Source organism: Cellulomonas sp. URHB0016, assembly GCF_054057935.1.
Window position 1 is genome coordinate 979,212 of record NZ_JBSRZU010000001.1, and the last position, 22,253, is coordinate 1,001,464.

A 22,253-nucleotide genomic window follows, 5' to 3' on the forward strand; every position below is an offset into this window, starting at 1 on the left:
AGGCGCCGCAGGCAGCCCCCCCGTCAGCCCCGTCAGCCCCGCCGGCACCGCAGGACCCACCGCCGCCTGCCGCGTTCCCCGACGTCGCACCGCCGGCGGCCGCCGCGCCCTCCATCACGGCGCCGGCCGCCGCCGCGCCCGCGGTCGCGCCTCCGCCCGCCCCCGCGCCGGCGCCGCACACCTCCGGTCACCACGTGCCGGCCGAGCCGTCCCACGAGCTGCGCGCGGCGCTCGCCGGCGTCCGGACCGAGGTGGCCAAGGCCGTGGTCGGGCAGGACGCCGCGGTGAGCGGCCTGGTCATCGCGCTGCTGTGCCGGGGACACGTGCTCCTGGAGGGCGTGCCCGGCGTCGCCAAGACCCTGCTCGTGCGGACGCTGTCCGCGGCGCTCGACCTGGACACCAAGCGGGTGCAGTTCACGCCGGACCTCATGCCCGGCGACATCACCGGGTCGCTCGTGTACGACGCGCGCACGGCCGAGTTCTCGTTCCGTGAGGGCCCGGTGTTCACGAACCTGCTGCTCGCCGACGAGATCAACCGGACGCCCCCCAAGACGCAGGCGTCGCTCCTCGAGGCGATGGAGGAGCGTCAGGTGTCCGTCGACGGAACCCCCCGCCCCCTGCCGGACCCGTTCCTCGTGATCGCCACCCAGAACCCGGTCGAGTACGAGGGCACGTACCCGCTGCCGGAGGCGCAGCTCGACCGGTTCCTGCTCAAGCTCACGCTGCCGCTGCCCGAACGTGAGGACGAGGTCGAGGTCCTGGCCCGGCATGCGGCCGGCTTCGACCCGCGGGACCTGGCGGCGGCGGGAGTCAGGCCGGTCGCGGACGCCGCGCTGCTCGCGCGCGCTCGCGCCGAGGTCGCCCGGGTGCAGGTGTCGCGCGAGGTGCTCGGGTACGCGGTCGACGTGTGCCGGGCGACGCGGCGCTCCCCGTCGCTGTCGCTCGGCGTCTCGCCCCGCGGGGCGACCGCGCTGCTGGCGACGTCGCGGGCCTGGGCGTGGCTGTCCGGCCGCGGCTACGTGACGCCCGACGACATCAAGGCGCTCGCCCATCCGACGCTGCGCCACCGCGTGCAGCTCCGGCCCGAGGCCGAGCTCGAGGGCGTCAACCCCGAGGCGGTCCTGGACACGGTCCTCGGTTCCGTCCCCGTCCCCCGCTGAGCGCGTCGTGACCTTCACGTGGCGGGCGGTGGTCCTGGCGGTGCTGGGTGTCCCGGTGGTGCTCGTGCTCCCGGCGGCGGGGACCGTGCTGGTCTGGACTGTCGTCGTCGTCGCGCTGTGCGTCGTGGACGCGGCACTCGCTGCGTCGCCCCGCCAGGTGGCCGTCGAGCGGGACGTGCCGGTGTCCGTGCGGCTCACGGAGCCGGCCGACTCGACCCTGACCGTGACGAACGTCGGCAGCCGCCGGCTGCGGGCCGTGGTCCGCGACGCGTGGCCGCCGTCGACCGCGGCACAGACGGGCCGTCACACCGTCGACGTGCCACCGGGGGACGGTCGACGGCTGCGCACCACGCTCGTGCCGACCCGGCGCGGCGACGCCCACGCGGACCGCGTCACCATCCGCACGTCGGGACCGCTGGGGCTCGCAGGCCGGCAGGCGTCGCTCACCGTGGCGGGGCGGCTCCGCGTCCTGCCCGAGTTCGCGTCCCGACGGCACCTGCCGAGCAGGCTCGCCCGGCTCCGCGAGCTCGACGGGCGGGCCGCCGTGCAGGTCCGCGGCCCGGGCACGGAGTTCGACTCCCTGCGCGAGTACGTGATCGGCGACGACGTCCGGGCGATCGACTGGCGGGCCACGGCCCGCCGGGGTGACGTCGTGGTGCGGACCTGGCGCCCGGAGCGGGACCGGCGCGTGATGATCGTCCTCGACAGCGCCCGCACGTCGGCGGTCCGCGTGCTCGACGCACCGCGCATCGACGCGTCGATCGAGGCCGCGCTGCTGCTCGCGGCGCTGGCCGGCCGTGCGGGCGACCGGGTGGAGCTGCTCGCCTACGACCGCCGCGTCCGGGCCCGCGCTGCCGGGGTGTCCGGGTCCCGCCTCATGCCGGCGCTCGCGGACTCGCTCGCGAACGTGCACCCGGAGCTCGTCGAGACGGACTGGTCGGGCATCGTGGGCGAGGTACGCCGGAGGATGAGCCAGCGGGCGCTCGTCGTCCTGCTGACGGCGCTGGAGCCCGCCGCCGTCGAGCAGGGCCTGCTCGGGGTCGTCGGTCAGCTCACCGATCGCCACCAGGTGGTGCTCGCGTCCGTCCAGGACCCCGAGGTCGACACCTTGCGCAAGGGCCGTGACGACGTCAGCGCGGTGTTCGACGCCGCCGCGGCCGAGCGCGCCGGCCTGGAACGGGCCGCCGTCGCCCAGCGGCTGCGGCAGCGAGGCGTCGAGGTGTTCGAAGCGCTGCCCGACGAGCTCGCGCCGCGGCTGGCCGACACGTACCTGGCGCTCAAGGCGGCGGGTCGACTCTGATCCCCGGGCCGGTCGAGACGCCCGGACTGGCCCGTGGCGCGGCCCGGGCGCCGGTTCCCGCGGTCCGCATCTCCCGGGTCCACGGAGCTCCGGCCGACGTCGACCGATAACGTGCGACCGTGACCGCGGACCCGCCGATCGACACCCGCGAGCTCAACCGGGCGCTCCTGGCCCGCCAGCACCTGCTGGACCGGGCGGACGTGCCGGTGCTCGCGATGGTCGACCACCTCGTCGGTCTCCAGGCGCAGAACGCGTGGTCGCCGTACGTCGGCCTGTGGAGCCGTCTCTCGTCGTTCCGGCACGCCGACCTGGGCGAGACGCTGCTCGACCGGACCGCCGCCCGGATCGCCGTCATGCGCGGCACGATCCACCTCGTCACCGCGGCGGACGCCCTGCTCCTGCCGGAGCTCGTCGCGCCGCTGTACCGCAAGGACCTGCTGGTCAACGCGGCGCACGCCGCCGGTCTGCGCACGCTGGACATCGGCGAGCTCAGCGCGAGAGCGCGCACCCTCGTCGAGGCCGAGCCCCGCAGGACGACCGAGCTGGGCGCCCTGCTCCGAGAACGCTGGCCGGACGTCGCCCCGGCGACCCTGGCGCATGGCGCGCGCGGCACGCTGCCTCTCGTCCAGGTGCCGCCGCGCGGCGTCTGGGGCCGCTCGGGCGCGACGACGTGGACGACGGCGTGGTCCTGGTTCGGTCCGGACGCCACGGCAGCCTCCCCCGACGTCACCGACCCGGACGTCCTCGCCGTCGAGCTCGAACGCGTGGTGGTGCGGTACCTGACGGCGTTCGGCCCGGCGACCGTCGCGGACGTGCAGACGTGGTCGGGCCTGACCGGGCTGCGGGCGGTCGTCGACCGGCTCGGTGACCGCCTGGTGCGGTTCTCGGCACCCCCCGCGCCGGGCGGCGTCCGCCCCCGGACCGTGCTGGACGTCCCCGCCGGCCCGCGGCCCGGCGGCGACGTGCCTGCGCCCGTCCGGTTCCTGCCCGACTTCGACAACGTGCTGCTGGGTCACGCCGACCGCAGCCGCCTGGTGAGCGACGAGCGCAGGCGCAGCCTGCAGAGCAGCAACGGCGTGATCCCGGGCACCGTGCTGGTCGACGGCCGGGTGGGAGCGACCTGGTCGGTCAGGCGCACGCGCCTCGACGCCGCCGGCCGGGCACGCCGCGAGCTGGCCACCCTCGAGGTCACGCCGCTCGACCCGGTCAGCCGCACCCAGCGGCGCGAGCTCGACGACGAGGGTGCGCGGTTCGTGCGGTTCTTCGCCGACGATGCGGCCGAGCACGACGTCCTCGTGCGCTGAGGTCCGTCAGCCCGCGGTGGCGAGCGTGTAGCCGCCGCGGTCCGCGGTGACGTCGCCCGTCTCCCCGGCACGGACCGCCCGGCGGCCCAGGACGATCGTGTAGACCCAGAACGCCGACACCGCGACCACCCCGATCGCGATCTTGACCACCCACGGCAGGTCCGACCCGGTGACGAACCCCTCGATGACCCCCGACACGGCGAGGGTGCCGACCAGCCCGATCGCGACGGTGAACAGCGCGCGCGCCTCCTCTGCGAGCGCCCGTCCGCGCGGGCGCGGGCCCGGGTCGATCCACGTCCAGAAGATCCGCAGACCTGCGGCGCCCGCCACGAACACCGAGGTCAGCTCCAGGAGCCCGTGGGGTGCGATGAGCTGGAGGAACAGGTCGAGCTCACCGTGCGCCGCCATCATCCCGCCCGCGGCGCCGACGGCGATGGCGTTCGACACCAGCGTGAGCACCGGAAGGATGCCCGTGATCCCCGACCCGATGCACACCGCCGTGATCCACGCGTTGTTGGTCCAGACCGTCGCCGCAAACCCGGCGCCCGGGTCGTAGTACTCGGCGAACGCGTTGTCCACGTACTCCTGCTGCTCGCTGGCCGTGCCCATCGCCGCGAGCGCCTCGGGCTGGGTCGCGACCCAGACGCCGCTGCTGACGGCGAGCAGGACGAATGCCGCGGTCACCGCCACGGTCCACCAGCGGATCCGGTACAGCGCGGCCGGCAGCGACACCACCACGAAGGTCGCGACGTCGCGCCAGGTCGGCTCGTGCGCGCCCGCGATCGCCGAGCGCGACCGACCGAGCTGCTGGGAGAGCCTGCTGACCAGCTCCGGGTCCGGCGCCGCGGAGCGGATGACCGACAGGTCCGTCGCCGTCGCCTGGTAGAGGCGCACCAGCTCGTCTGCTTCCGCACCGGTCCGCCGACGTGTCCGGGTCAGGTGGTCGAGGCGTTGCCACGCCCCGGCACGGGCCGCCTGATAGGCGTCGAGATCCATGCCGCACAGCCTGCCATCCCGCCGGGCCGCACAGACGCTAGTCTCCGCAGGCAGGGCCAGGTACGGCTCGCTGGCCGGCGACACGGAAGGAGGGCACATGGACGGCGTCGTCATCGGCGAGGGGGTGCTGCTCGACTCGCAGCCTGCATCGCCGATCTCGCGGGTCCTCGCCGCGCTGCTGGACCTGCTCGTGGTCGGCGTCGGCCTGTTCGTGGCCCTGTTCCTCCTCGCCCTGTCGGGCGCGGCCGACTCCGAGGCCGGTGCGGCCATCCTGCCGATCGTCCTCGCCGCCACGGTCATGGTGATCGTCCCCACGACCGTCGAGACGCTCACCCGTGGACGGTCCGTCGGCAAGCTCGTGGCCGGTACCCGAATCGTCCGGGACGACGGGGGGCCGCTCGTGTTCCGTCAGGCGTTCGTCCGGGCGCTCGTCGGGGTCGTCGAGCTGTGGTTGACGGTGGGCTCCGTAGCGCTGATCTGCTCGATCGTGCACCCCCAGGGCAAGCGCGTCGGCGACATCCTGGCCGGCACCTACGCCTTGCGCGTGCGGGGCGCGACCGCGCTGCGCACCGCTGCGCCGATGCCGCCGTGGCTCGCGGGCTGGGCCGCGCGGGCCGACATCGCCCGCCTGCCGGACGGTCTGGCGCTGGCGGTCCGGCAGTTCCTCGTCCGGGCCGCCAAGCTGCACCCGGCCTCGCGCGTGCAGCTCGGCGAGCAGCTCACGGCCGAGGTGCAGCGGTACGTGCACCCCCTGCCGCCCCCGGGCACCCACCCGGAGGCGTTCCTCGCCGCGGTGCTCGCCGAGCGGCGCGAGCGGGAGCTGCGGGCGCGCCTCGTCGCGGCCCAGCGCGACGCCACCGAGGCCCAGCTGCTGCACCGGCTGCCGTACGGGGTGCCCGACCCCGCCCAGTGAGGCGGCCGGTGCCGGTCAGTATCGGTAGTGGTCCGCCTTGTAGGGGCCCGCGACGTCGACACCGAGGTAGACGGCCTGGACCTTCGTCAGCTCGGTGAGCCGCACCCCGAGCGCGTCGAGGTGGAGCCGGGCCACCTTCTCGTCGAGCACCTTGGGCAACCGGTACACCTGACGGTCGTAGGCACCCGGCCGCGTGAACAGCTCGACCTGCGCGATGACCTGGTTCGAGAACGAGTTGCTCATGACGAACGACGGATGGCCGGTCGCGTTGCCCAGGTTGAGCAGCCGCCCCTCCGACAGCACGATGATCGACCGCTCGGCGCGCCCGTCCGCCGCCGGGAACGTCCACTCGTGGACCTGGGGCTTGATCTCGGTCCGCACGACGCCCGGCACGGCCGCGAGCCCCGCCATGTCGATCTCGTTGTCGAAGTGCCCGATGTTGCCGACGACCGCCTTGTCCTTCAACGCCGTCAGGTGTCCCACCGTCACCACGTCCACGTTGCCGGTCGTGGTGATGACGAAGTCGACCTCGCCGACCACGTCCTCGAGCCGGGTCACCTGGAACCCGTCCATCGCCGCCTGCAGCGCACAGATCGGGTCCACCTCGGAGACGATCACCCGCGCGCCCTGCCCACGGAACGCCTCGGCGGCCCCCTTGCCGACGTCGCCGTAGCCGCAGACGAAGGCGACCTTGCCTCCCATCAGGACGTCGGTCGCGCGGTTGATCCCGTCGGGGAGCGAGTGCCGGATGCCGTACTTGTTGTCGAACTTCGACTTGGTGACGGAGTCGTTGACGTTGATCGCCGGGAACAGCAGCCAGCCGATCTCGGCGAGCTGGTACAGCCGGAGGACCCCCGTCGTGGTCTCCTCGCTGACGCCGACGATCTGCTTCGCGACGCGCGTCCAGCGCTGGGGGTCGGCGGCGAGCGAGCGCCGCAGCACCCCGCGCACGACCGTCAGCTCCTCCGAGAAGCCCGGGGCGTCGGGCTGCGGGTCGTCCGGCACCGCGCCGGCGGCCTCGAACTGCACTCCCTGGTGGACGAGCAGGGTGGCGTCGCCGCCGTCGTCGAGGATGAGGTTCGGGCCGTCCGCGTCCGGCCACAGCAGCACCTGCTCGGTGCACTCCCAGTACTCCTCGAGGGTCTCGCCCTTCCACGCGAACACCGGGACGCCCGCGGGCGCGTCGACGGTGCCGTGCGGACCGACGGCGACCGCCGCGGCGGCCTCGTCCTGCGTGGAGAAGATGTTGCACGACGCCCAGCGGACGCGGGCGCCGAGCGCGACGAGCGTCTCGATGAGGACGGCCGTCTGGACGGTCATGTGCAACGACCCGGCGATCCGTGCACCGGCCAGCGGCTGCTCAGGACCGAGCTCCGCCCGCAGCGCCATGAGGCCCGGCATCTCGTGCTCCGCCAGGCGGATCTGGTGCCGCCCCGCCTCCGCCAGGCTCAGGTCGCGCACCTTGTAGAGGCCGGGGATCTCGCTGAACACGGTCATGTCACTCCTCGCTCGCGGTCGGGTGCGTCGTGCTGTCGGTGCTGTCGGTGCTGTCGCGCGGTGCTCGTGCAGTCAGGCGTTCGGGTCGGGCGCGCGGTCGGGCGCGCGCCGCAGGTCGGGCTCCAGGTAGATGACGGTGGCGATCGGGACGGCGGCTCGCACGCGACTCTCGGCGGCGTCGATCGCCGCGGCGACCTCGGCGGCGCTCTCGGCGGCGGACACCTCGATCTTGGCGCCGACCAGGAGCTCGTCGGGCCCCAGGTGCATGGTGCGCAGGTGGATCACGGACGGCACGCCGTGCCCGACGAGTGCCGCCTCGATCAGCCGGACGTCCGCGCTCGTCGCCGACTCGCCCAGCAGGAGCGACTTCGTCTCGACGGCCAGCACGACGGCGATGAGCACGAGCAGGAGCCCGATCCCGGCGGTGCCGGCGGCATCCCACCGGCCGTCACCGGTGATCAGGGTCAGCCCGACACCGAACAACGCCAGCACCAGCCCGATGAGGGCACCGAAGTCCTCGAGCAGCACCACGGGGATCTCGGGCGCCTTCGCGGCCCGCACGTACTGCGCCCACGACTGCCCTCCGCGGGTGAGGTTCGCCTCTCTGACGGCGGTGCGGAAGGAGAAGCCTTCCATGAGCATCGAGGCGACGAGGACGACGAGCGGCACCCACCACCAGCGCCCCTCGATCGGGTGCGGCTCCTGCCACTTCTGCCACGCCTCGTGGAGGGCGAAGAGCCCGCCGAGCGAGAACAGGACGATCGACACGATGAACGCGTAGAGGTACCGCTCACGCCCGTAGCCGAAGGGGTGGCTGGGGTCGGCCTCACGGCGCGCCCGACGACCCCCGAGGAGCAGGAGCAGCTGGTTGCCGGAGTCGGCGAGCGAGTGGACGGACTCGGCCAGCATGGAGCTCGACTGCGTCAGCAGGTACGCGACGAACTTCGTCACCGCGATCCCCAGGTTCGCCGCGAGGGCTGCGAGGATCGCCCGCGTGCCGCCGCCGTGCGCCATCCGCATGTCCCCGTCCGTCGTCGGCGCCCGTGACGAGCGGGCAGCCGCAGCCTAGGCGACGCGGGCGGCGGGCGGGATCATTCGCCCCGCGCGGGTCACGAGGGGCCCACCGGCCACCCCCTCAGGCGGAGACCGTGCGGGCCTCGTCGGCCAGCAGCACGGGGATGCCGTCGCGCACGGGGTACGCGAGCGGGTTGTCCGGGTCGGTGGAGACGAGCTCGGGCGTGCCGTCGGGCCCGATGCCGTCGACGAGCGTGGCACCCGTGACGGGGCAGCGCAGCAGGTCACGTGCCCACGGCTCGAGCGCGGGCACCGCAGTGGTCTCGTCGCTCATCAGGCCCCCTGTCGCACGAGCGCGAGCACGTCGTCGCGCACCTTCTCCATGATGTCCTCGTCGACCGCCTCGACGTTGAGCCGGAGCAGCGGCTCGGTGTTCGACGCCCGGAGGTTGAACCACCACTGCGGCCGGCCGTCCCAGTGTGACACCGTCAGCCCGTCGAGCTCGTCGACGGTCACCGGACCGGCGCCCTGCTGCGTGACGTACGCCTCGACGACGCGGCCGCGGGCCTCCTCGACCGACGCGACGCGGGAGTTGATCTCCCCGCTGGCCGAGTACGGCTGGTACTGCTCGGCGAGGGCGGAGAGCGCGTGCGGCTGGCCGCCGAGCGCCGCCAGCACGTGCAGCGCGGCGAGCATGCCGGTGTCCGCGTAGAAGAACTCGCGGAAGTAGTAGTGCGCGCTGTGCTCACCGCCGAACACGGCCTCGTGCTCGGCCATCTGGGCCTTGATGAACGAGTGGCCCACGCGGGTACGCACGGTGCGGGCGCCCGCAGCCGTCAGCAGGTCGGGCACGACCTGCGACGTGATGAGGTTGTGGATCACCGTCGGGGTGCGCCCGGCCGCCCGCTCGCGCGCCACCTCTCGCAGCCCGACGAGCGCCGTGATGGCCGACGGCGACACGGGGTCACCGGCCTCGTCCACCACGAAGCACCGGTCCGCGTCGCCGTCGAACGCGAGGCCGATGTCGGCGCCGTGCTCCACGACCGCACGCTGCAGGTCACGCAGGTTCTCCGGCTCCAGCGGGTTCGCCTCGTGGTTCGGGAACGTGCCGTCGAGCTCGAAGTACAGCGGGACGACGTCGAGCGGCAGCGCCGGCAGACCGGCCTCCGTGCCGAGCACCGCAGGTGCGGTGTACCCGCCCATGCCGTTGCCGGCATCCACGACGACCTTGAGCGGCCGGATCGCCGACAGGTCCACGAGCCCGCGCAGGAATCCTGCGTAGTCGCCCAGCATCTCCTGGTCGCCCACCTCACCGACCTGGTCGGCGTCCTGCGGGAGACCGCTCGCCAGGTACTCCCCCGCGAGGTCGCGCACCCGTGCGAGGCCCGAGTCCTGACCGACGGGGCGTGCACCCGCGCGGCACAGCTTGATGCCGTTGTACTCGGCGGGGTTGTGGCTCGCCGTGAACATCGCCCCCGGGATGTCGAGAGCACCGGACGCGTAGTACAGCCCGTCGGTCGAGGCGAGGCCGATGCGGACCACGTCGACTCCCCTGCCCGTGAGCCCGGCCGCGAACGCCTCGACAAGCTCCGGACCGGACGGGCGCATGTCGTGCGCGACGACCACGCGCGGCCGACCCTGGGCCTCGGGCCGCACGACGACCTCGGCGAACGCGGCCCCGATGGCCTGCGCCACCTCCGGGTTCAGCTCCTGCGGCACGAGACCACGGACGTCGTAGGCCTTGATGAGGGCGGACAGGTCGACCCGGTCGGGCGAGGGAGAGGTCACCCGCGCATCGTAGTGGGATGGGCCACCGCCGCCTCGACCGTTCCCGAGCGGCGGTCAGCCGGCGCTGTCGCCGCCGATCTCGTCCTTGCTCAGCGGAGTGCCGTCACCGTCGACGGCGAACCAGTTGGTCTGCTCGCACGACGGGCACGAGACGAAGACGGCGAGGCGGCCCCCCACGAGCGTCATGCGGATCCGCGTGAGGTCACGCTCGCCACAGCGCGTGCACGCGTCCGTGCCGGGGATGGACGGCCCGCCGGCCTGGCTGAGGGAGCCCAGCGGCTCGGCCTGCTGCGCTGCCCGCGCCCGGGCGGCGTCCCCCCGCCGTCGTGCCATCGTCTCAGCCGCCCTCTCCGCGCAGCACCCGGAGATGGCCCCGCCGCGGCGCCTCGGCGAGCGCCGCACCGACCGCGTCCGGGAGCGGCTCCGGCTCCGGCGCCCGTCCTCGGCCCGCTTCCCGCACCGCATCGGCCAGCGCCAGCAAGTCGTCGCGGCTCGGGGATGCCGGTCCGAGGTCCGGGGTGAGCCGGACGACCTCCCAGCCCCGCGGCGCGGTGAGCCGCTCGGCATGCTGGACGCACAGGTCGTAGGAGTGGGGCTCGGCATGCTGGGCGAGCGGACCGAGCACCGCCGTCGAGTCGGCGTACACGTAGGTCAAGGTCGCGACGGCGGCGCGGCCGCACGCGGTGCGCGAGCACTGCCGGACGGATCTCACGGGCCGACCGTACCCCGGGGCGCCGACGCGGTGGGTCGGCCACGCCGGATTACAGTGCTGGGGTGACCTCGCACGGCGCATCGAACCCCTCGCCGCACGCCCGCCGACCCGTCCTGGGCCGGCGGATGGGTGCCTCCGCGGCCCGTACGGGCAGCGGTGCGGTCGTGCAGCCGGTCCGCCGGCGAGACCGCCGCGGCCGGGGTCCCCGCGGCCCGTTGATGCCCACGACGATGCCCGCGTACCGCACCCGCGCCGAGAGGTTCGACGACCTGGTGCTCGACGCCGTGGAGCGGCTCGAGCGTCGGTGGGCCCGACAGCTCGACGGCACGGAGTTCGCAGTCGAGGACGTGCCGCCCTCCGACCCCGCGCCGTGGGAGCGGGGCGGGGTCCCCCTCGGCCGGTACTTCCCGGCCGACGCGGGGCTGGCCGCGCGAGTGGTCGTATACCGCCGCCCGGTGGAGTCGCGGGCGTCGGACCCGCTCGACCTCGCCGACCTGGTGCGCGACGTCGTCGTCGAGCAGGTCGCGCACATGCTCGGCCGTGCTCCGGAGGACGTGGACCCGGACTACGGCGAGGCCCACTAGCCTGTCCGCACGATGAGCCCTGCCACCTCCGCCACCGTCCGCGTCGTCTGCGTCGTCTACCACCCCGGTCCCGAGCTCGAGAGGTTCGCCGCGACGCTCACCTCCGCGACGACCGCACCCGTCGATCTCGTGCTCGTCGACAACGGCGACGACCACACCGTGGCCCGGGCGGTCGCGGCACGGTACGGCGCGAGCCTGGTGGTCGCCGGCCGGAACCTGGGCTACGGCGGGGCCGCGAACCGTGGCGCCCTGGACGCGACCGGACCGTGGCTGGTGGTGGCGAACTCCGACATCGAGTGGGAGGCCGGTGCCCTCGACACGCTCCTGGAGGCCGGCGCCGCCGAGCCGCGGGCCGCCGCGCTCGGGCCCGCGCTGCTCAACGTGGACGGCACCGTGTATCCCTCGGCGCGTGCGCTGCCGTCGCTCACCCAGGGCGCCGGGCACGCGCTGCTGGTGCGCCTGTGGCCCGGCAACCCGTGGACCCGCGCCTACCGGGCGAACCACGAGCACACCGGTGGGCAGCGTGCCGCCGGCTGGCTCTCGGGGGCGTGCCTGCTGCTGCGCTCGGAGGCCTTCGCCGAGGTGGGCGGGTTCGACGAGGGCTACTTCATGTTCTTCGAGGACGTGGACCTGGGCGACCGGCTCGGCCGGGCGGGATGGACGAACCTGTACGTCCCGGCCGCCCGGGTCACGCACGTCGGTGGCACGTCGTGGCGGGAGCGGCCCGCCTCGATGATCTCCGCGCACCATGCCAGCGCGGCCCGCTACGTCGCCCGCCGCTACCCGCACCGGTACCAGGCGCCGGTGCGGCTGCTCACGTCGCTCGGCCTGCGCGTGCGCGAGCGTGCGGAGCTGCGCGCCGCCCGCTGACCCGCACCGGGTGACGGTGCTCCGTCAGCGCGTCCCGAGCCGCGGGTCCGGCCGCACGGCGACGCTGGGCGCCCCGGACCGGACCGGCACCGGACCGAGGACGGAGACGAGCACGCCGTCCGGCCGGTCGACCTCGGCGACGAGCGCCCACGACAGTCGCACCGTTGCTCCCGAGCGCGTGACGAGGTCGACGGCCCGCACCGCCGCGCGGCGCCGGCGGCGCCGGGGTGGTCGCCGTCGTCGAGCCCGGTCGCAGCGGGCCCTTGCCGCTGAGCAGCCCTTCGAGGGTCCACGACCCGGTCGTCCCGGCAGGCACGCTCACCGGCCGCTCCCCGAGCAGCTCGCCGCGCGCGCCGAGCAGCCGCAAGGTCCCGAGCGCGGTGCCCTCCGTACCGTCGTCGTCCCCGTCCGGGACGGCACCGACCACGAGCGTCCCGCGGGTCCCCTCCGGCAGGACCACGACGCCGCCGGGCCCCGGCGTCACCGAGGCGGCCCAGCCGCGTTCGGCCGACGGCGTGTCGTCGAGGACCCCGGGGCTTCCCGGTCGGCTGACCACCGCGGCTGCCACCACCGGCTCGGCCGCGCTGACGAGCACCGTGTAGGCGCCGGCGGCGAGCCCGCCCAGCGGCACGTCCGTCACCTCGCCCGGCGTGAGCTCGACGGACTCCGCACCCGGGAGCTGCAGGGGCCCCGTCGGACCGAGCAGGGTCACGTGGGCCGTGGTCGGGGCGTGACCCGGTGCGAGCAGACGCACGGCAGGTGCATGCGGGTCGTCGACGGCCGACGCGACGACGGCCACCCCGGGGACGACCTGCCGGCGCGACGGCGGTGCCCCGGGCACCACGAGGTCGGTGCCGACTGGGGTGAACCCGTCGAGCGCCGAGTCCTGGACGTGGACCCCGACCCGGCCGCCCGTCGCCGTCACATGGAGCGCGACCCTGCGCTGCTCGGCGGCGACGCCCCCGAGGCCGACGACCCGCTCACCGCCCGGCGCCACGAGGTACCGCTCACCGGAGAGGTCGACCCGTCCGGACGGGCCCCACAGCTCCAGCGTGACCTCGGCCGCCGTCGAGCCGGCGTTGTCGAGCACCAAATGGGCGGTGCTGGACAGGTCGGTCGCCCCGCCGACGAGCCACGCGTCCGCGACCGGCTGCAGGCAGGACGCCGCGGACAGGCCGCGCAGGTCCCCGGCGGTCACGAGGCCGCCGGCGACCGCTCCGACCCTCGCCGGCTCGGTGCCGGGCTGGGCGTGCACCACGAGCGGCCCGGCCACCGGCGACACCGTGGTCCCCGCGCCTCCGGGGGGGAGCGTCGCGCTCGTCCGGGAGCCGTCGAGCGTCGTCACGGCACCCGCCGCGACCGCCTCACCCTGCGCACCGGCGGCCACCGAGGTCACCGCCGTCAGGGACGTGACCGGGTCCACCGGGGTCGGGTCGAACGCCGCGTCGCCGCGCCCGGTGTCGTCCGGCAGGATCAACGGCCCGGGGCACACCAGCGTCGTCGCGGACGGAGGCACGGCGACCTGCTCCGGCGGCACCGTCGGTGCCGCTGCGGTGCCGCTCAGGGGCCACTGTCCGAGCGCCACCACACCGGCGACGGCACCGAGGACCGCGATCCCGCTGACCGCGCGGGCCAGCCGCCCTCTCCAGACTGCCGACGCCGGGACGGTCGCAGCATCGCGCCCGGTCTGCCGCCCGCCGTCGCCCGTGCCCGTGCCGTCGGTCTCCGTCGTCCTCATGCGCGCGCCGCCCGGCGTCGTCGGACCGGCACCGCGAGCAGCACCGTGACCAGCGCCACGAGACCCTGCGCGACGAGCCAGAGCTGAGCGTCGGGCACGTCGAGGCGGACCACCAGCCGACCGCCGGAGGCGGGCAGCTCGAATCCCTGCCGCCACCCCTGGTCGACGGCCCGCAGCGGTCTGCCGTCGAGCCACGCGTGCCAGTGGGGGTCCGCACGCTCGGCGAGCACGAGCTGCCGTCCCGCCGCTCCAGCGGGCAGGTCGGTGTCGACGGTCCGACCCTCGGACGCCACGGGGACGGCCGTCGCCGCGGGATCCGTCACGGTCGCGCCCCCGTCCAGCACGCGCGCCCACGCCGGCACGACGACCGTGCCCGGTGTCGCCGGCCGGACCCGCCAGAGCGTCCCGGCGGCGTTCTGCGTCACGCGCTCGAGCCCCGCGGTCGCGTCGAGCCTGCTGACCAGCTCGTCACGCGCAGCCGTCGCGTCGCCCGAGTCGCCTGCGTCCGGCTCGGCCCCGTCCGGCTCGCCACCGCCAGAGGGCACCGCCGGCACGAGCACGTCCGCCACCGCGAGCGCCGCGAGGGGACCGGCGACGTCACCGCTCGCCCCCGAGGCGAGCCGGGCCACCAGCGACTGCACCTCGTCGGTCGCGGCATCGGGGCCGGACGACGTCGGGTCGGTCAGGTCCCCGTCGAGCGTGCGCGTGCTGACGGCGGCGGCGCCGTCGACCATCATGGGGCCGTCCCCGCGCATCAGCTGCCAGGAGACGGCGTCGGGACCGACGGCGAGCGCGAGGATCCGCGACCGCAACGGTGACAGCTGCGCCTGCTGGCCGACGGCAGGCACGACCGGCCCGGCCACGGTGTGCAGCGGCGCGCCGCTGCCCGCGCGGGCCTGGAACGCCCATCCGCCGAGACCCGCGAGCGGGACGACCACGGCGACGGCCGTCAGCAGCGCGACCACGGGCTGACGCCAGCCGAACGAGCGACGCGCGAGGCGGTCCCGCACCCGGTCGGCGCCCAGCAGCGCGGCGGCGACGAGCCCCGCCGAGGCGAGCGAGACGCCGGGACCGGCCCAGCCGTGCACGACGGTGCCGTCCGCGACCGCCACAGGCACGGCGACCGCGACCGTGGCCGCGGCGAGGCCGAGCACCGCGACGACCCACGCGGTGCGGACCGCCCTGGCGACGGGAGCACCTCGGAGCAGGGCGAGCACGGCCAGGACCAGCACGACGGCGCCGAGCGCCCACGGCCATGCGGTCGCCAGCATGCCGGTGAACGAGTCGGGGACGAGTGCGGAGGCGTCCGAGGGGACGCCCAGCAGACGGCCGACGGGGTCCGAGCCTGTCGAGGCCGTCGGGAGCCCGGGGCCGGCCAGCAGCAGCCGCCATCCCCCCAGGCCGCGCCGGCCCGCCTCGACGAGGGTCGGCGCCAGCAGGACCAGCGCGGGCACGGCGACGAGCAGCACGCGTCCTCGACGCCGTCGCGCCCCGAGCGCCACTGCCAGCAGCGCCAGCACGCCGGGCACCAGCAGCGCCGGTGCGCCCGCGACGACCGCGGTGAACGCGAGGGCCGCCCCCGCCGCGCCGGCGATCGACCCGGTGGGATCCGGCGCCCCGACGAGGGCGGGCGCGACGGCGCGGTCGGCCGGCGTCGCGGCGCCGTCGCCCGACACACGCTGGGTCGGCACGGTCGGGACGCCACGGACCGGTGTCGTGTCGTCGGCCTCGGCGCCACGTCGGGTGGCGTCGCCACCGGGCTCGTCGCCGTCCAGCACGTCGCCGCCGGGCATGTCGCCACCGGGCACGTCGCCACCGTGCACGTCGTCGTCGTCCGAGGAACGGCGGGCGGTGACCAGGCCGGAGAGGACCTGGTCGACGCGCTGCACCCCGAGCCCGCGGGCCAGGCCGAGCGCGACCCACGGCAGCGCGGCGTGCGCGACGACAGGTCCCAGCCGTCCGTCACCCACGCCGATGAGGAGGACCGGGGCGCACGCCCACACCACCGCGGCCCACGCCCTGGCCACGGTCGACCGGGTCGCAGCCCCCGCGGCTGCCCAGGCGCCGACACCGGAGAGGACCACCGCCCCCAGCAGGAGGACGGCCACCGCGGTGCCGAGCGACCCCCCGGTCAGCGCCGTCGGGCCGACGAGCACGGTCAGGAGCGGGTCGGTGGGACCCGGCCCACCGAGCTCGTCCGCCACCCATCCCGACGTCGCGGCCACCCACAGGCTGCCGAGGTCGCCCACCGCGGGTGCGAGCGCACCACCCACCAGCCGGGCTCCCCCGACCACGGGACCCACCAAGGAGCCCCACGCCACGGACGTGGCGGCGACGAGGAGCACGACGACGACACCGAGCGTGGTGCGACGCCGGGTCGTCAGCTCGGCCAGCTCGCGCAGCTCGAGCTCGCTCGGTGCCTGCACGACGCGGCGCGCCGCCGCGCGGGCGAGCCGCCGGTCCTGCGCCTGTGTCCACACCTCCCGCCAGCTCGCCTGCAGCGGGCGAAGTGTGCGCCGGCTGAGCCGTCGGGTGCGCCGCGCACGTGCCCTGGCGCGGGCCACGGCGCGCGGGCGCAGGAGGGCGAGCAGGACGCCGACGAGCTCGTCCACGGCGAGGCCCGGCTGCTTGGCTGCGAGCTGGCCGCACGCCCGCAGGACGGCACCCAGCACGGCGAGGACCGCCACCACCGGCACCAACGGCACCGGGGCGCCGACCAGCCGCGCGTGCAAGGACGCGCGGCGCCGCTCGCGGAACGACCGGCGGGGGTCGGCGGCGTCGTCCATGCCGTCGCCGTCGAGGTCGACCGGCTCGTCGGTACCCGACTGCCCCGCAACCGCGTCACCACGCAGGCCCAGGTAGCCGGCCTGCGCGTGCCGGACCACTGCCGAGGGAACGACGACGACCCGGTGACCGGCGAGCCTGGCCCGCCGGGAGAGGTCGGCGCCGTCGCCGAAGGGCCCGAGCACGGGGTCCGGCCCGCCGAGGTCGTCCCACACGTCGCGCCGCACGAGCGCACCGGCCAGCCCGACGGAGAGCACGTCGACGCGACCGTCGTGCTGCCCCTGGTCCAGCTCGCCGGGCTCCACGTCGGTCATCCGCCGACCCGCGGGTGACGTCCGCACGCCCACCTCGAGCAGCCGCTCCGGCTCGGTCCACGTCCGCTGCTTGGCTCCCGCCACCGCGACGGACCGCGCGTGCCCCACGACCTTCACGAGCTCGCCCAGGGCCGACGGGGCAGGGGCGCTGTCGTCGTGCAGCAACCACAGCCACGGTGTGGCCGGGCCGTCCGCGGTGACATCAGGGTCGCCGAGGGCGCGGCGCACGGCGTCGCCGAAGGTGCGCGCGCCCGGCACGGCGACCGCGCGCAGCTGTGGGCGTGGTGCGTCGACGACCGCAGCGAACGCGCGCTCCAGCGCCGGCGGGACACGCTGGTCGGGGTCGGCACCCGCATCGACCACGACCACGCGGAGCGGCCGTCGCCGGGACGACGCGATCGCCTCGAGCGTCGCGACGAGGTAGCGGGTGACGCCTCGGGTGACGACCACGGCGGTCACCGGCGTCGTCACCGGTGTCGCGGCGGTCGCCGTGGGCAGGCCCACGGGCGGGAGGGTCTCAGTCATGCTGCGGCCATCATGCCGTCCGGGGCCGTGAGGCCCGGGAGCGACACTCGTCAGACGACGCGACGCTTGAGCTTGCGCCGCTCGCGCTCGGACAGACCGCCCCAGATGCCGAAACGCTCGTCATGGGCGAGTGCGTACTCGAGGCACTCGGAGCGGACGTCGCAGCCCGTGCACACCTTCTTGGCCTCACGGGTCGAGCCGCCCTTCTCCGGGAAGAAGGCCTCGGGGTCGGTCTGGGCGCACAGTGCGCGCTCCTGCCACCCCATCGGACCGTCGTCCTCGGGCACCCCGAACAGCGGCAGCACGTTCGAGCGCTGCTGCGGTGCAGCGTTCCGTGCGTCGGAGGGGAAGTTCTCGTCCTCGTCGTCGAGCAGGTTCCACATTGCGTGCCTCCGTGCGGGTCCTTCGTCTGATCGTGCTGCGGTGCAAGGCTCGGCTGGTGCGGTCCGCCGGTGGCCCGGCCGACGCGTCGTGGTGCTCGCGCTGTCGTGAATCCGTTCTAAGGAATTACACGCGTGTCGTTCCGCGTCGTCAAGCGGAGCCGTGGTAGTTGCCCGGATATGTCGGGGTGATCTTGCGGCGGACGGGTGAACGCCGCGTGTCGCCCTACCCTGGAGCACGTGCCTGTGACCACCATCGCCGACCTGCTGACCCTTCTCACGCGGCAGCCCGGGCGTCCCCGGATCACGTGGTACTCGGCGGACGGGGAACGCGTCGAGCTGTCCGGCGCCGTGCTCGACAACTGGGTCAGCAAGACCGTGAACCTGCTCGTCGAGGAGTTCGACGTCGGGCCAGGAGCGCGCGTGACGCTCGACCTCCCCGGGCACTGGCGGGCCGTCGTCTGGGCCCTCGCCGTCTGGCGCGTCGGCGCCGGCGTGGTGACGCCCGGCGCCGACGGGGACGCGACGGACCTCGTGGTGACCGCAGACCCGGGGTCGTACCGCGGCGTCTCGCAGCTCGTGGCCGTGTCCCTCCCGATGCTCAGCCGCCGGTTCCCCGGCGACCTGCCGGCCGGCGCCGTCGATGCGGCGTCCGCCGTGATGACGTACGGCGACGCGATCACGACGGCACCGCCGACCGACCTGGGCGCGACGGCGCTCGTCACGGCCGATCGGGTCGAGCCGCACGCCACGCTCGTGGCCCACGCCGTCGAACGGGCGGCCGTCGAGAGCCCGGCCCGGTGGCTCGTCGCCGCCGAGGCGTCGGCGGGCGGGGGGGTAGGAGCGGCCGAGGACGCCCTGGCGGCGCTGGCCGGGGACGGCTCGGTCGTGCTCGTCGACGAGCCGCTGCGGGCGGCGCTGGCCGCCGACCCGCTGCGCCTCGACCGGCTCCGCACCACGGAGCAGGTGACGGCGGAGCGGCTCGGCTGACTCGGCGGGTCGGTCCGCGTGGGGATCGGGGCGTGCCGGGCAGCGTTCAGGGCACGTCCGCCTGGACGAGCACCCCGTGGCCACGGCCTGCGAGCGCACCGTCGTCCGCCGGGACGAACGCCGCCTGTCCCCTGCCGAGCGCCAGCGAGCCGCTGGCCGCCGACACGGTGACCTCGCCGGCCAGGCACAGCAGCACCCGGGGGCCGCGGCCCGGCAACGGGTGGACCTCGTCGTCACGGATGTCGGTGACCGACAGCTCGAAGTCGTCGACCGGGGCGTAGAACACCTTGGTCCCCGCGTGGGACTCCTCGGGGGCGATACGGATCGGCGGCGCAGCGACGTAGTCGACGTTCCGCAGGAGCTCCGGGACGTCGACGTGCTTCGGGGTGAGACCTGCGCGCAGCACGTTGTCGGAGCTCGCCATGACCTCGACGGCCACCCCGCTCAGGTAGGCGTGCACGCCGCCGGCCGGCACGAACATCGCATCCCCGGGCTGCAGGGTCACCGGGTTGAGCAGCAGGGACGTGACGACTCCTGGATCACCGGGGTAGGCGGCCTGGAGCTGCACCACGGTGCGGTCGGCCCGCGGGGAGGGCGAGTCGGCGGCGAGCCGCGTCGCACAGGCCTCCGCGACCTCGCCGACCTCGTCCGCCGACGGACGCGTGGCCGGTTCGAGGAGCTGCCGGAACGCGGCACGGATGCCACCGACCGTGGGGTCGTGGATCAGGATCCCGTGCAGCTCCTTCGCGAGCGGTGCACCGAGGCCGGCGAACAGCTCGGCGGCCCGGCGCGGCGCCCGGAAGCCGCACACGGCCTCGAACCGGGTCAGCGCGTAGACGAGCTCCGGCTTGTGGTTGCGGTCCTTGTAGTTGCGCCGGACGGAACCGACGGGGACGCCCGCCGCCTCCTCCTCGGCGTGGCCCTCGCGTGCGCGCTCGAGGGGCGGGTGCACCTGCAGGGACAGGGGCCGGTCGGCGGCGATGAGCTTGAGGAGGTACGGCAGGCCCGTGCCGAACCGCGCGACCACGTCGTCGCCCAGCGCGGCGGTGGGGCCCCGGGCGATCAGCGCGTGCAACGGGACCGAGCCGTCAGCGGTCGCCACCAGTGCCGGCGCCGTCTCGTGCGCCCCGAACCACGCCTCGGCGAGCGGTGTCCCGTCGTGCTCCAGCCCGAGGATCTCCGGTATCGCGGTGGTCGAGCCCCAGGCGTAGGACTGCGCGGCGGGGAGGATGCGGTGCACTCGAGAGGATCCGTTCGTCGGGGCGTCCGCGGAGTCTACCGACCGCCCCGGCGCGAGCAGCGAGAGCGGCCGGCGACCGGTTGTCGCGAGGGGTGCCGACGATGGGCCAGACTACTGACCCATGCGCGGCATCATCCTGGCCGGCGGTTCCGGCACCCGTCTTCATCCGATCACCCTCGGCGTCAGCAAGCAGCTGGTGCCGGTGTACGACAAACCGATGATCTACTACCCGCTCTCCACGCTGATCCTGGCGGGCATCCAGGACGTCCTGGTGATCACCACACCGCACGACGCGGAGCAGTTCCGTCGGCTCCTGGGTGACGGCTCGCAGTTCGGCATCAACATCGAGTACACCGTGCAGGCGGAGCCCAACGGGCTCGCCCAGGCGTTCGTCCTCGGCGCCGAGTTCATCGGGACGCAGAGCGCCGCGCTGGTGCTCGGCGACAACATCTTCTACGGGCCCGGACTGGGCTCACGGCTGCAGCGCTTCCACGACATCGAGGGCGGTGCGGTGTTCGCCTACCGCGTCGCCGACCCCACGAGCTACGGCGTGGTCGAGTTCGACGACGCCGGCCGTGCCCTCTCGCTCGAGGAGAAGCCCGCCAGGCCGCGCAGCAGCTACGCCGTCCCGGGCCTGTACTTCTACGACAACGACGTGCTCGAGATCGCGCGCGACCTCAAGCCGTCGCCCCGCGGCGAGTACGAGATCACGGACGTGAACCGCGTCTACCTCGAGCAGGGCCGCCTCCAGGTGGACGTGCTTCCCCGTGGCACCGCGTGGCTGGACACCGGGACGTTCGACTCGCTGCTGGAGGCCTCCGACTACGTGCGCACCATCGAGCACCGGCAGGGTCTCAAGATCGGGTCCCCCGAGGAGGTGGCCTGGCGCCAGGGCTTCCTCTCCGACGACGAGCTGCGCCTGCGCGCCGAGAAGCTCGTGAAGTCCGGATACGGGACCTACCTGCTGGGCCTCCTCGACGAGGCGTGACGCCCACCAGCCCATCAGCCCGCCTGCCGCACCCGGTAGGCTCCCATGGTCGTTGCGGCGACCGCCCGCGATCGCCGCAGAGTGCGGCGCAACGAACGACTGGAGCAGTCTGAACCCGATGACCACGAACAAGCGTGCGCTGATCACTGGAATCACCGGCCAGGACGGGAGCTACCTCGCCGAGCTGCTGCTCTCCAAGGGATACGAGGTGCACGGCCTGATCCGCCGGGCCTCCACGTTCAACACGCAGCGCATCGACCACATCTACCAGGAAGCCCAGAGCGAGGACCACAAGCTGTTCCTCCATTTCGGCGACCTCACCGACGGGTCGCGCCTCGTGACGTTGCTCAACGAGATCCAGCCCGACGAGGTCTACAACCTCGCCGCCCAGTCGCACGTCCGGGTCAGCTTCGACGAGCCCGAGTACACCGGCGACTCGACCGGGCTGGGAACGATCCGCCTGCTCGAGGCGATCCGCGCCTCCGGCGTGACCCCGCGGTTCTACCAGGCGAGCAGCTCCGAGATGTTCGGTGCGACCCCGCCGCCGCAGGACGAGGACACGCCCTTCTACCCGCGGTCCCCCTACGGCGTGGCCAAGGTGTACTCGTACTGGATCACGCGCAACTACCGCGAGGCCTACGGGATCTTCGCGTGCAACGGGATCCTCTTCAACCACGAGTCGCCGCGCCGCGGTGGCACGTTCGTGACCCGCAAGATCACGCGGGCCGTGGCCCGGATCGCCGCCGGCACGCAGTCCGAGCTCTACATGGGCAACCTCGACGCCGTCCGTGACTGGGGCTATGCGCCCGAGTACGTCGACGCGATGTGGCGCATGCTGCAGCACGACGAGCCCCAGGACTTCGTGGTCGCCACCGGAACCGCCTACTCGGTCCGCGACTTCCTGCAGTTCTCGTTCGAGCACGTGGGCCTCGACTGGGAGAAGTACGTCCGCTTCGACGAGCGGTACCTGCGGCCCACCGAGGTGGACGCGCTGATCGGCAACCCTGCCAAGGCCGCGGACCTGCTCGACTGGACACCGCAGATCCACACGCCGCGGCTCGCGCAGATCATGGTCGACGCCGACGTGGCTGCCCTCGAGACCGAGGGCCAGCACTTCGTCGACGAGGTCCAGACCCGTTAACACCTTCGGACGACC

The 22,253-nt window shown here is 74.5% G+C and carries 20 protein-coding genes; 9 read left to right on the plus strand and 11 right to left on the minus strand.

Annotated features, from left to right (window positions below):
• Window positions 1-113: 113 nt before the first annotated feature.
• From ACVW07_RS04655 to ACVW07_RS04665, 3 genes are all read left to right on the plus strand, one after another.
• Entirely contained in the window at window positions 114-1,160 is a 1,047-nt protein-coding gene (locus tag ACVW07_RS04655) for an AAA family ATPase (protein WP_456821027.1), read from the plus strand.
• Window positions 1,161-1,167: 7 nt separating this feature from the next.
• Window positions 1,168-2,460 carry a DUF58 domain-containing protein gene (locus ACVW07_RS04660; RefSeq protein ID WP_456818105.1) on the plus strand — a complete coding sequence of 431 codons (1,293 nt, stop codon included), beginning with the start codon at window positions 1,168-1,170 and terminating at the stop codon, window positions 2,458-2,460.
• Window positions 2,461-2,579: 119 nt separating this feature from the next.
• Entirely contained in the window at window positions 2,580-3,764 is a 1,185-nt protein-coding gene (locus ACVW07_RS04665) for a winged helix DNA-binding domain-containing protein (protein WP_456818106.1), read from the plus strand.
• 6 nt (window positions 3,765-3,770) lie between these two features.
• Here ACVW07_RS04665 and ACVW07_RS04670 read toward each other — a convergent pair whose 3' ends face one another.
• Entirely contained in the window at window positions 3,771-4,760 is a 990-nt protein-coding gene (locus ACVW07_RS04670) for a stage II sporulation protein M (RefSeq protein WP_456818107.1), read from the minus strand.
• Window positions 4,761-4,857: 97 nt separating this feature from the next.
• Here ACVW07_RS04670 and ACVW07_RS04675 point away from each other — a divergent pair, with 97 nt between their 5' ends.
• Window positions 4,858-5,673, plus strand: a complete 816-nt coding sequence (locus ACVW07_RS04675) for an RDD family protein (protein ID WP_456818108.1) — start codon at window positions 4,858-4,860, stop codon at window positions 5,671-5,673.
• 15 nt (window positions 5,674-5,688) lie between these two features.
• Here ACVW07_RS04675 and ahcY read toward each other — a convergent pair whose 3' ends face one another.
• The 6 genes from ahcY to ACVW07_RS04705 all read right to left on the minus strand — a co-directional run bounded on the left by ahcY (window position 5,689) and on the right by ACVW07_RS04705 (window position 10,684).
• Window positions 5,689-7,170: an adenosylhomocysteinase gene (gene ahcY, locus ACVW07_RS04680; protein ID WP_456818109.1), complete on the minus strand. Its 1,482-nt coding sequence runs from the start codon at window positions 7,168-7,170 to the stop codon at window positions 5,689-5,691.
• 72 nt (window positions 7,171-7,242) lie between these two features.
• Window positions 7,243-8,184: a cation diffusion facilitator family transporter gene (locus tag ACVW07_RS04685; protein ID WP_456821028.1), complete on the minus strand. Its 942-nt coding sequence runs from the start codon at window positions 8,182-8,184 to the stop codon at window positions 7,243-7,245.
• 121 nt (window positions 8,185-8,305) lie between these two features.
• Entirely contained in the window at window positions 8,306-8,518 is a 213-nt protein-coding gene (locus ACVW07_RS04690; RefSeq protein ID WP_456818110.1) for a Trm112 family protein, read from the minus strand.
• Window positions 8,518-9,972, minus strand: a complete 1,455-nt coding sequence (locus ACVW07_RS04695; RefSeq protein WP_456818111.1) for a phosphomannomutase/phosphoglucomutase — start codon at window positions 9,970-9,972, stop codon at window positions 8,518-8,520. The genes ACVW07_RS04690 and ACVW07_RS04695 overlap by 1 nt, the downstream gene beginning before the upstream one ends.
• Before the next feature lie 54 nt (window positions 9,973-10,026).
• Complete coding sequence (locus ACVW07_RS04700; RefSeq protein ID WP_456818112.1) at window positions 10,027-10,305, minus strand: hypothetical protein; 279 nt, start codon at window positions 10,303-10,305, stop codon at window positions 10,027-10,029.
• Between the two features lie 4 nt (window positions 10,306-10,309).
• Complete coding sequence (locus tag ACVW07_RS04705) at window positions 10,310-10,684, minus strand: DUF3499 domain-containing protein (RefSeq protein WP_456818113.1); 375 nt, start codon at window positions 10,682-10,684, stop codon at window positions 10,310-10,312.
• 218 nt (window positions 10,685-10,902) lie between these two features.
• Between ACVW07_RS04705 and ACVW07_RS04710 the strand changes: the two genes are divergently transcribed.
• Window positions 10,903-11,268 carry a metallopeptidase family protein gene (locus tag ACVW07_RS04710; protein WP_456818114.1) on the plus strand — a complete coding sequence of 122 codons (366 nt, stop codon included), beginning with the start codon at window positions 10,903-10,905 and terminating at the stop codon, window positions 11,266-11,268.
• 12 nt (window positions 11,269-11,280) lie between these two features.
• Window positions 11,281-12,138, plus strand: coding sequence for a glycosyltransferase family 2 protein (locus ACVW07_RS04715; RefSeq protein WP_456818115.1), 858 nt, complete (start codon window positions 11,281-11,283; stop codon window positions 12,136-12,138).
• Here the strand turns inward: ACVW07_RS04715 and ACVW07_RS04720 are convergent.
• Genes ACVW07_RS04720 through ACVW07_RS04730 form a run of 3 tightly spaced genes read right to left on the minus strand, consistent with a single transcriptional unit; the run spans window position 12,083 to window position 17,882 of the window.
• Window positions 12,083-13,876, minus strand: a complete 1,794-nt coding sequence (locus tag ACVW07_RS04720; protein ID WP_456818116.1) for a DUF5719 family protein — start codon at window positions 13,874-13,876, stop codon at window positions 12,083-12,085. The two genes, ACVW07_RS04715 and ACVW07_RS04720, sit on opposite strands and share 56 nt — an antisense overlap.
• Window positions 13,873-17,499 (minus strand): glycosyltransferase, encoded by a 3,627-nt coding sequence (locus ACVW07_RS04725; RefSeq protein ID WP_456818117.1) that lies wholly within the window; start codon window positions 17,497-17,499, stop codon window positions 13,873-13,875. The genes ACVW07_RS04720 and ACVW07_RS04725 overlap by 4 nt, the downstream gene beginning before the upstream one ends.
• Before the next feature lie 50 nt (window positions 17,500-17,549).
• Window positions 17,550-17,882 carry a WhiB family transcriptional regulator gene (locus tag ACVW07_RS04730; protein WP_456818118.1) on the minus strand — a complete coding sequence of 111 codons (333 nt, stop codon included), beginning with the start codon at window positions 17,880-17,882 and terminating at the stop codon, window positions 17,550-17,552.
• Between the two features lie 237 nt (window positions 17,883-18,119).
• On the opposite strand from ACVW07_RS04730, the gene ACVW07_RS04735 reads away from it, so the two are divergent.
• Window positions 18,120-18,869 (plus strand): TIGR03089 family protein, encoded by a 750-nt coding sequence (locus tag ACVW07_RS04735; RefSeq protein WP_456818119.1) that lies wholly within the window; start codon window positions 18,120-18,122, stop codon window positions 18,867-18,869.
• A 46-nt stretch (window positions 18,870-18,915) separates the two neighbouring features.
• Here the strand turns inward: ACVW07_RS04735 and manA are convergent, their stop codons facing one another.
• Window positions 18,916-20,109 carry a mannose-6-phosphate isomerase, class I gene (manA, locus tag ACVW07_RS04740; RefSeq protein WP_456818120.1) on the minus strand — a complete coding sequence of 398 codons (1,194 nt, stop codon included), beginning with the start codon at window positions 20,107-20,109 and terminating at the stop codon, window positions 18,916-18,918.
• A 121-nt stretch (window positions 20,110-20,230) separates the two neighbouring features.
• Here manA and rfbA point away from each other — a divergent pair, with 121 nt between their 5' ends.
• Window positions 20,231-21,097, plus strand: coding sequence for a glucose-1-phosphate thymidylyltransferase RfbA (rfbA, locus tag ACVW07_RS04745; RefSeq protein WP_456818121.1), 867 nt, complete (start codon window positions 20,231-20,233; stop codon window positions 21,095-21,097).
• A 118-nt stretch (window positions 21,098-21,215) separates the two neighbouring features.
• Window positions 21,216-22,238 (plus strand): GDP-mannose 4,6-dehydratase, encoded by a 1,023-nt coding sequence (gmd, locus tag ACVW07_RS04750; protein ID WP_456818122.1) that lies wholly within the window; start codon window positions 21,216-21,218, stop codon window positions 22,236-22,238.
• Window positions 22,239-22,253: the final 15 nt, after the last annotated feature.

Coding starts and splice junctions, on each gene's coding strand:
- ACVW07_RS04670 (WP_456818107.1), bottom strand. CDS start 4,760: ATGGATCTCGACGCCTATCAGGCGGCCCGTGCCGGGGCGTGGCAACGC.
- ACVW07_RS04675 (WP_456818108.1), top strand. CDS start 4,858: ATGGACGGCGTCGTCATCGGCGAGGGGGTGCTGCTCGACTCGCAGCCT.
- ahcY (WP_456818109.1), bottom strand. CDS start 7,170: ATGACCGTGTTCAGCGAGATCCCCGGCCTCTACAAGGTGCGCGACCTG.
- ACVW07_RS04685 (WP_456821028.1), bottom strand. CDS start 8,184: ATGGCGCACGGCGGCGGCACGCGGGCGATCCTCGCAGCCCTCGCGGCG.
- ACVW07_RS04690 (WP_456818110.1), bottom strand. CDS start 8,518: ATGAGCGACGAGACCACTGCGGTGCCCGCGCTCGAGCCGTGGGCACGT.
- ACVW07_RS04700 (WP_456818112.1), bottom strand. CDS start 10,305: ATGGCACGACGGCGGGGGGACGCCGCCCGGGCGCGGGCAGCGCAGCAG.
- ACVW07_RS04710 (WP_456818114.1), top strand. CDS start 10,903: ATGCCCACGACGATGCCCGCGTACCGCACCCGCGCCGAGAGGTTCGAC.
- ACVW07_RS04715 (WP_456818115.1), top strand. CDS start 11,281: ATGAGCCCTGCCACCTCCGCCACCGTCCGCGTCGTCTGCGTCGTCTAC.
- ACVW07_RS04720 (WP_456818116.1), bottom strand. CDS start 13,876: ATGAGGACGACGGAGACCGACGGCACGGGCACGGGCGACGGCGGGCGG.
- ACVW07_RS04725 (WP_456818117.1), bottom strand. CDS start 17,499: ATGACTGAGACCCTCCCGCCCGTGGGCCTGCCCACGGCGACCGCCGCG.
- ACVW07_RS04730 (WP_456818118.1), bottom strand. CDS start 17,882: ATGTGGAACCTGCTCGACGACGAGGACGAGAACTTCCCCTCCGACGCA.
- rfbA (WP_456818121.1), top strand. CDS start 20,231: ATGCGCGGCATCATCCTGGCCGGCGGTTCCGGCACCCGTCTTCATCCG.
- gmd (WP_456818122.1), top strand. CDS start 21,216: ATGACCACGAACAAGCGTGCGCTGATCACTGGAATCACCGGCCAGGAC.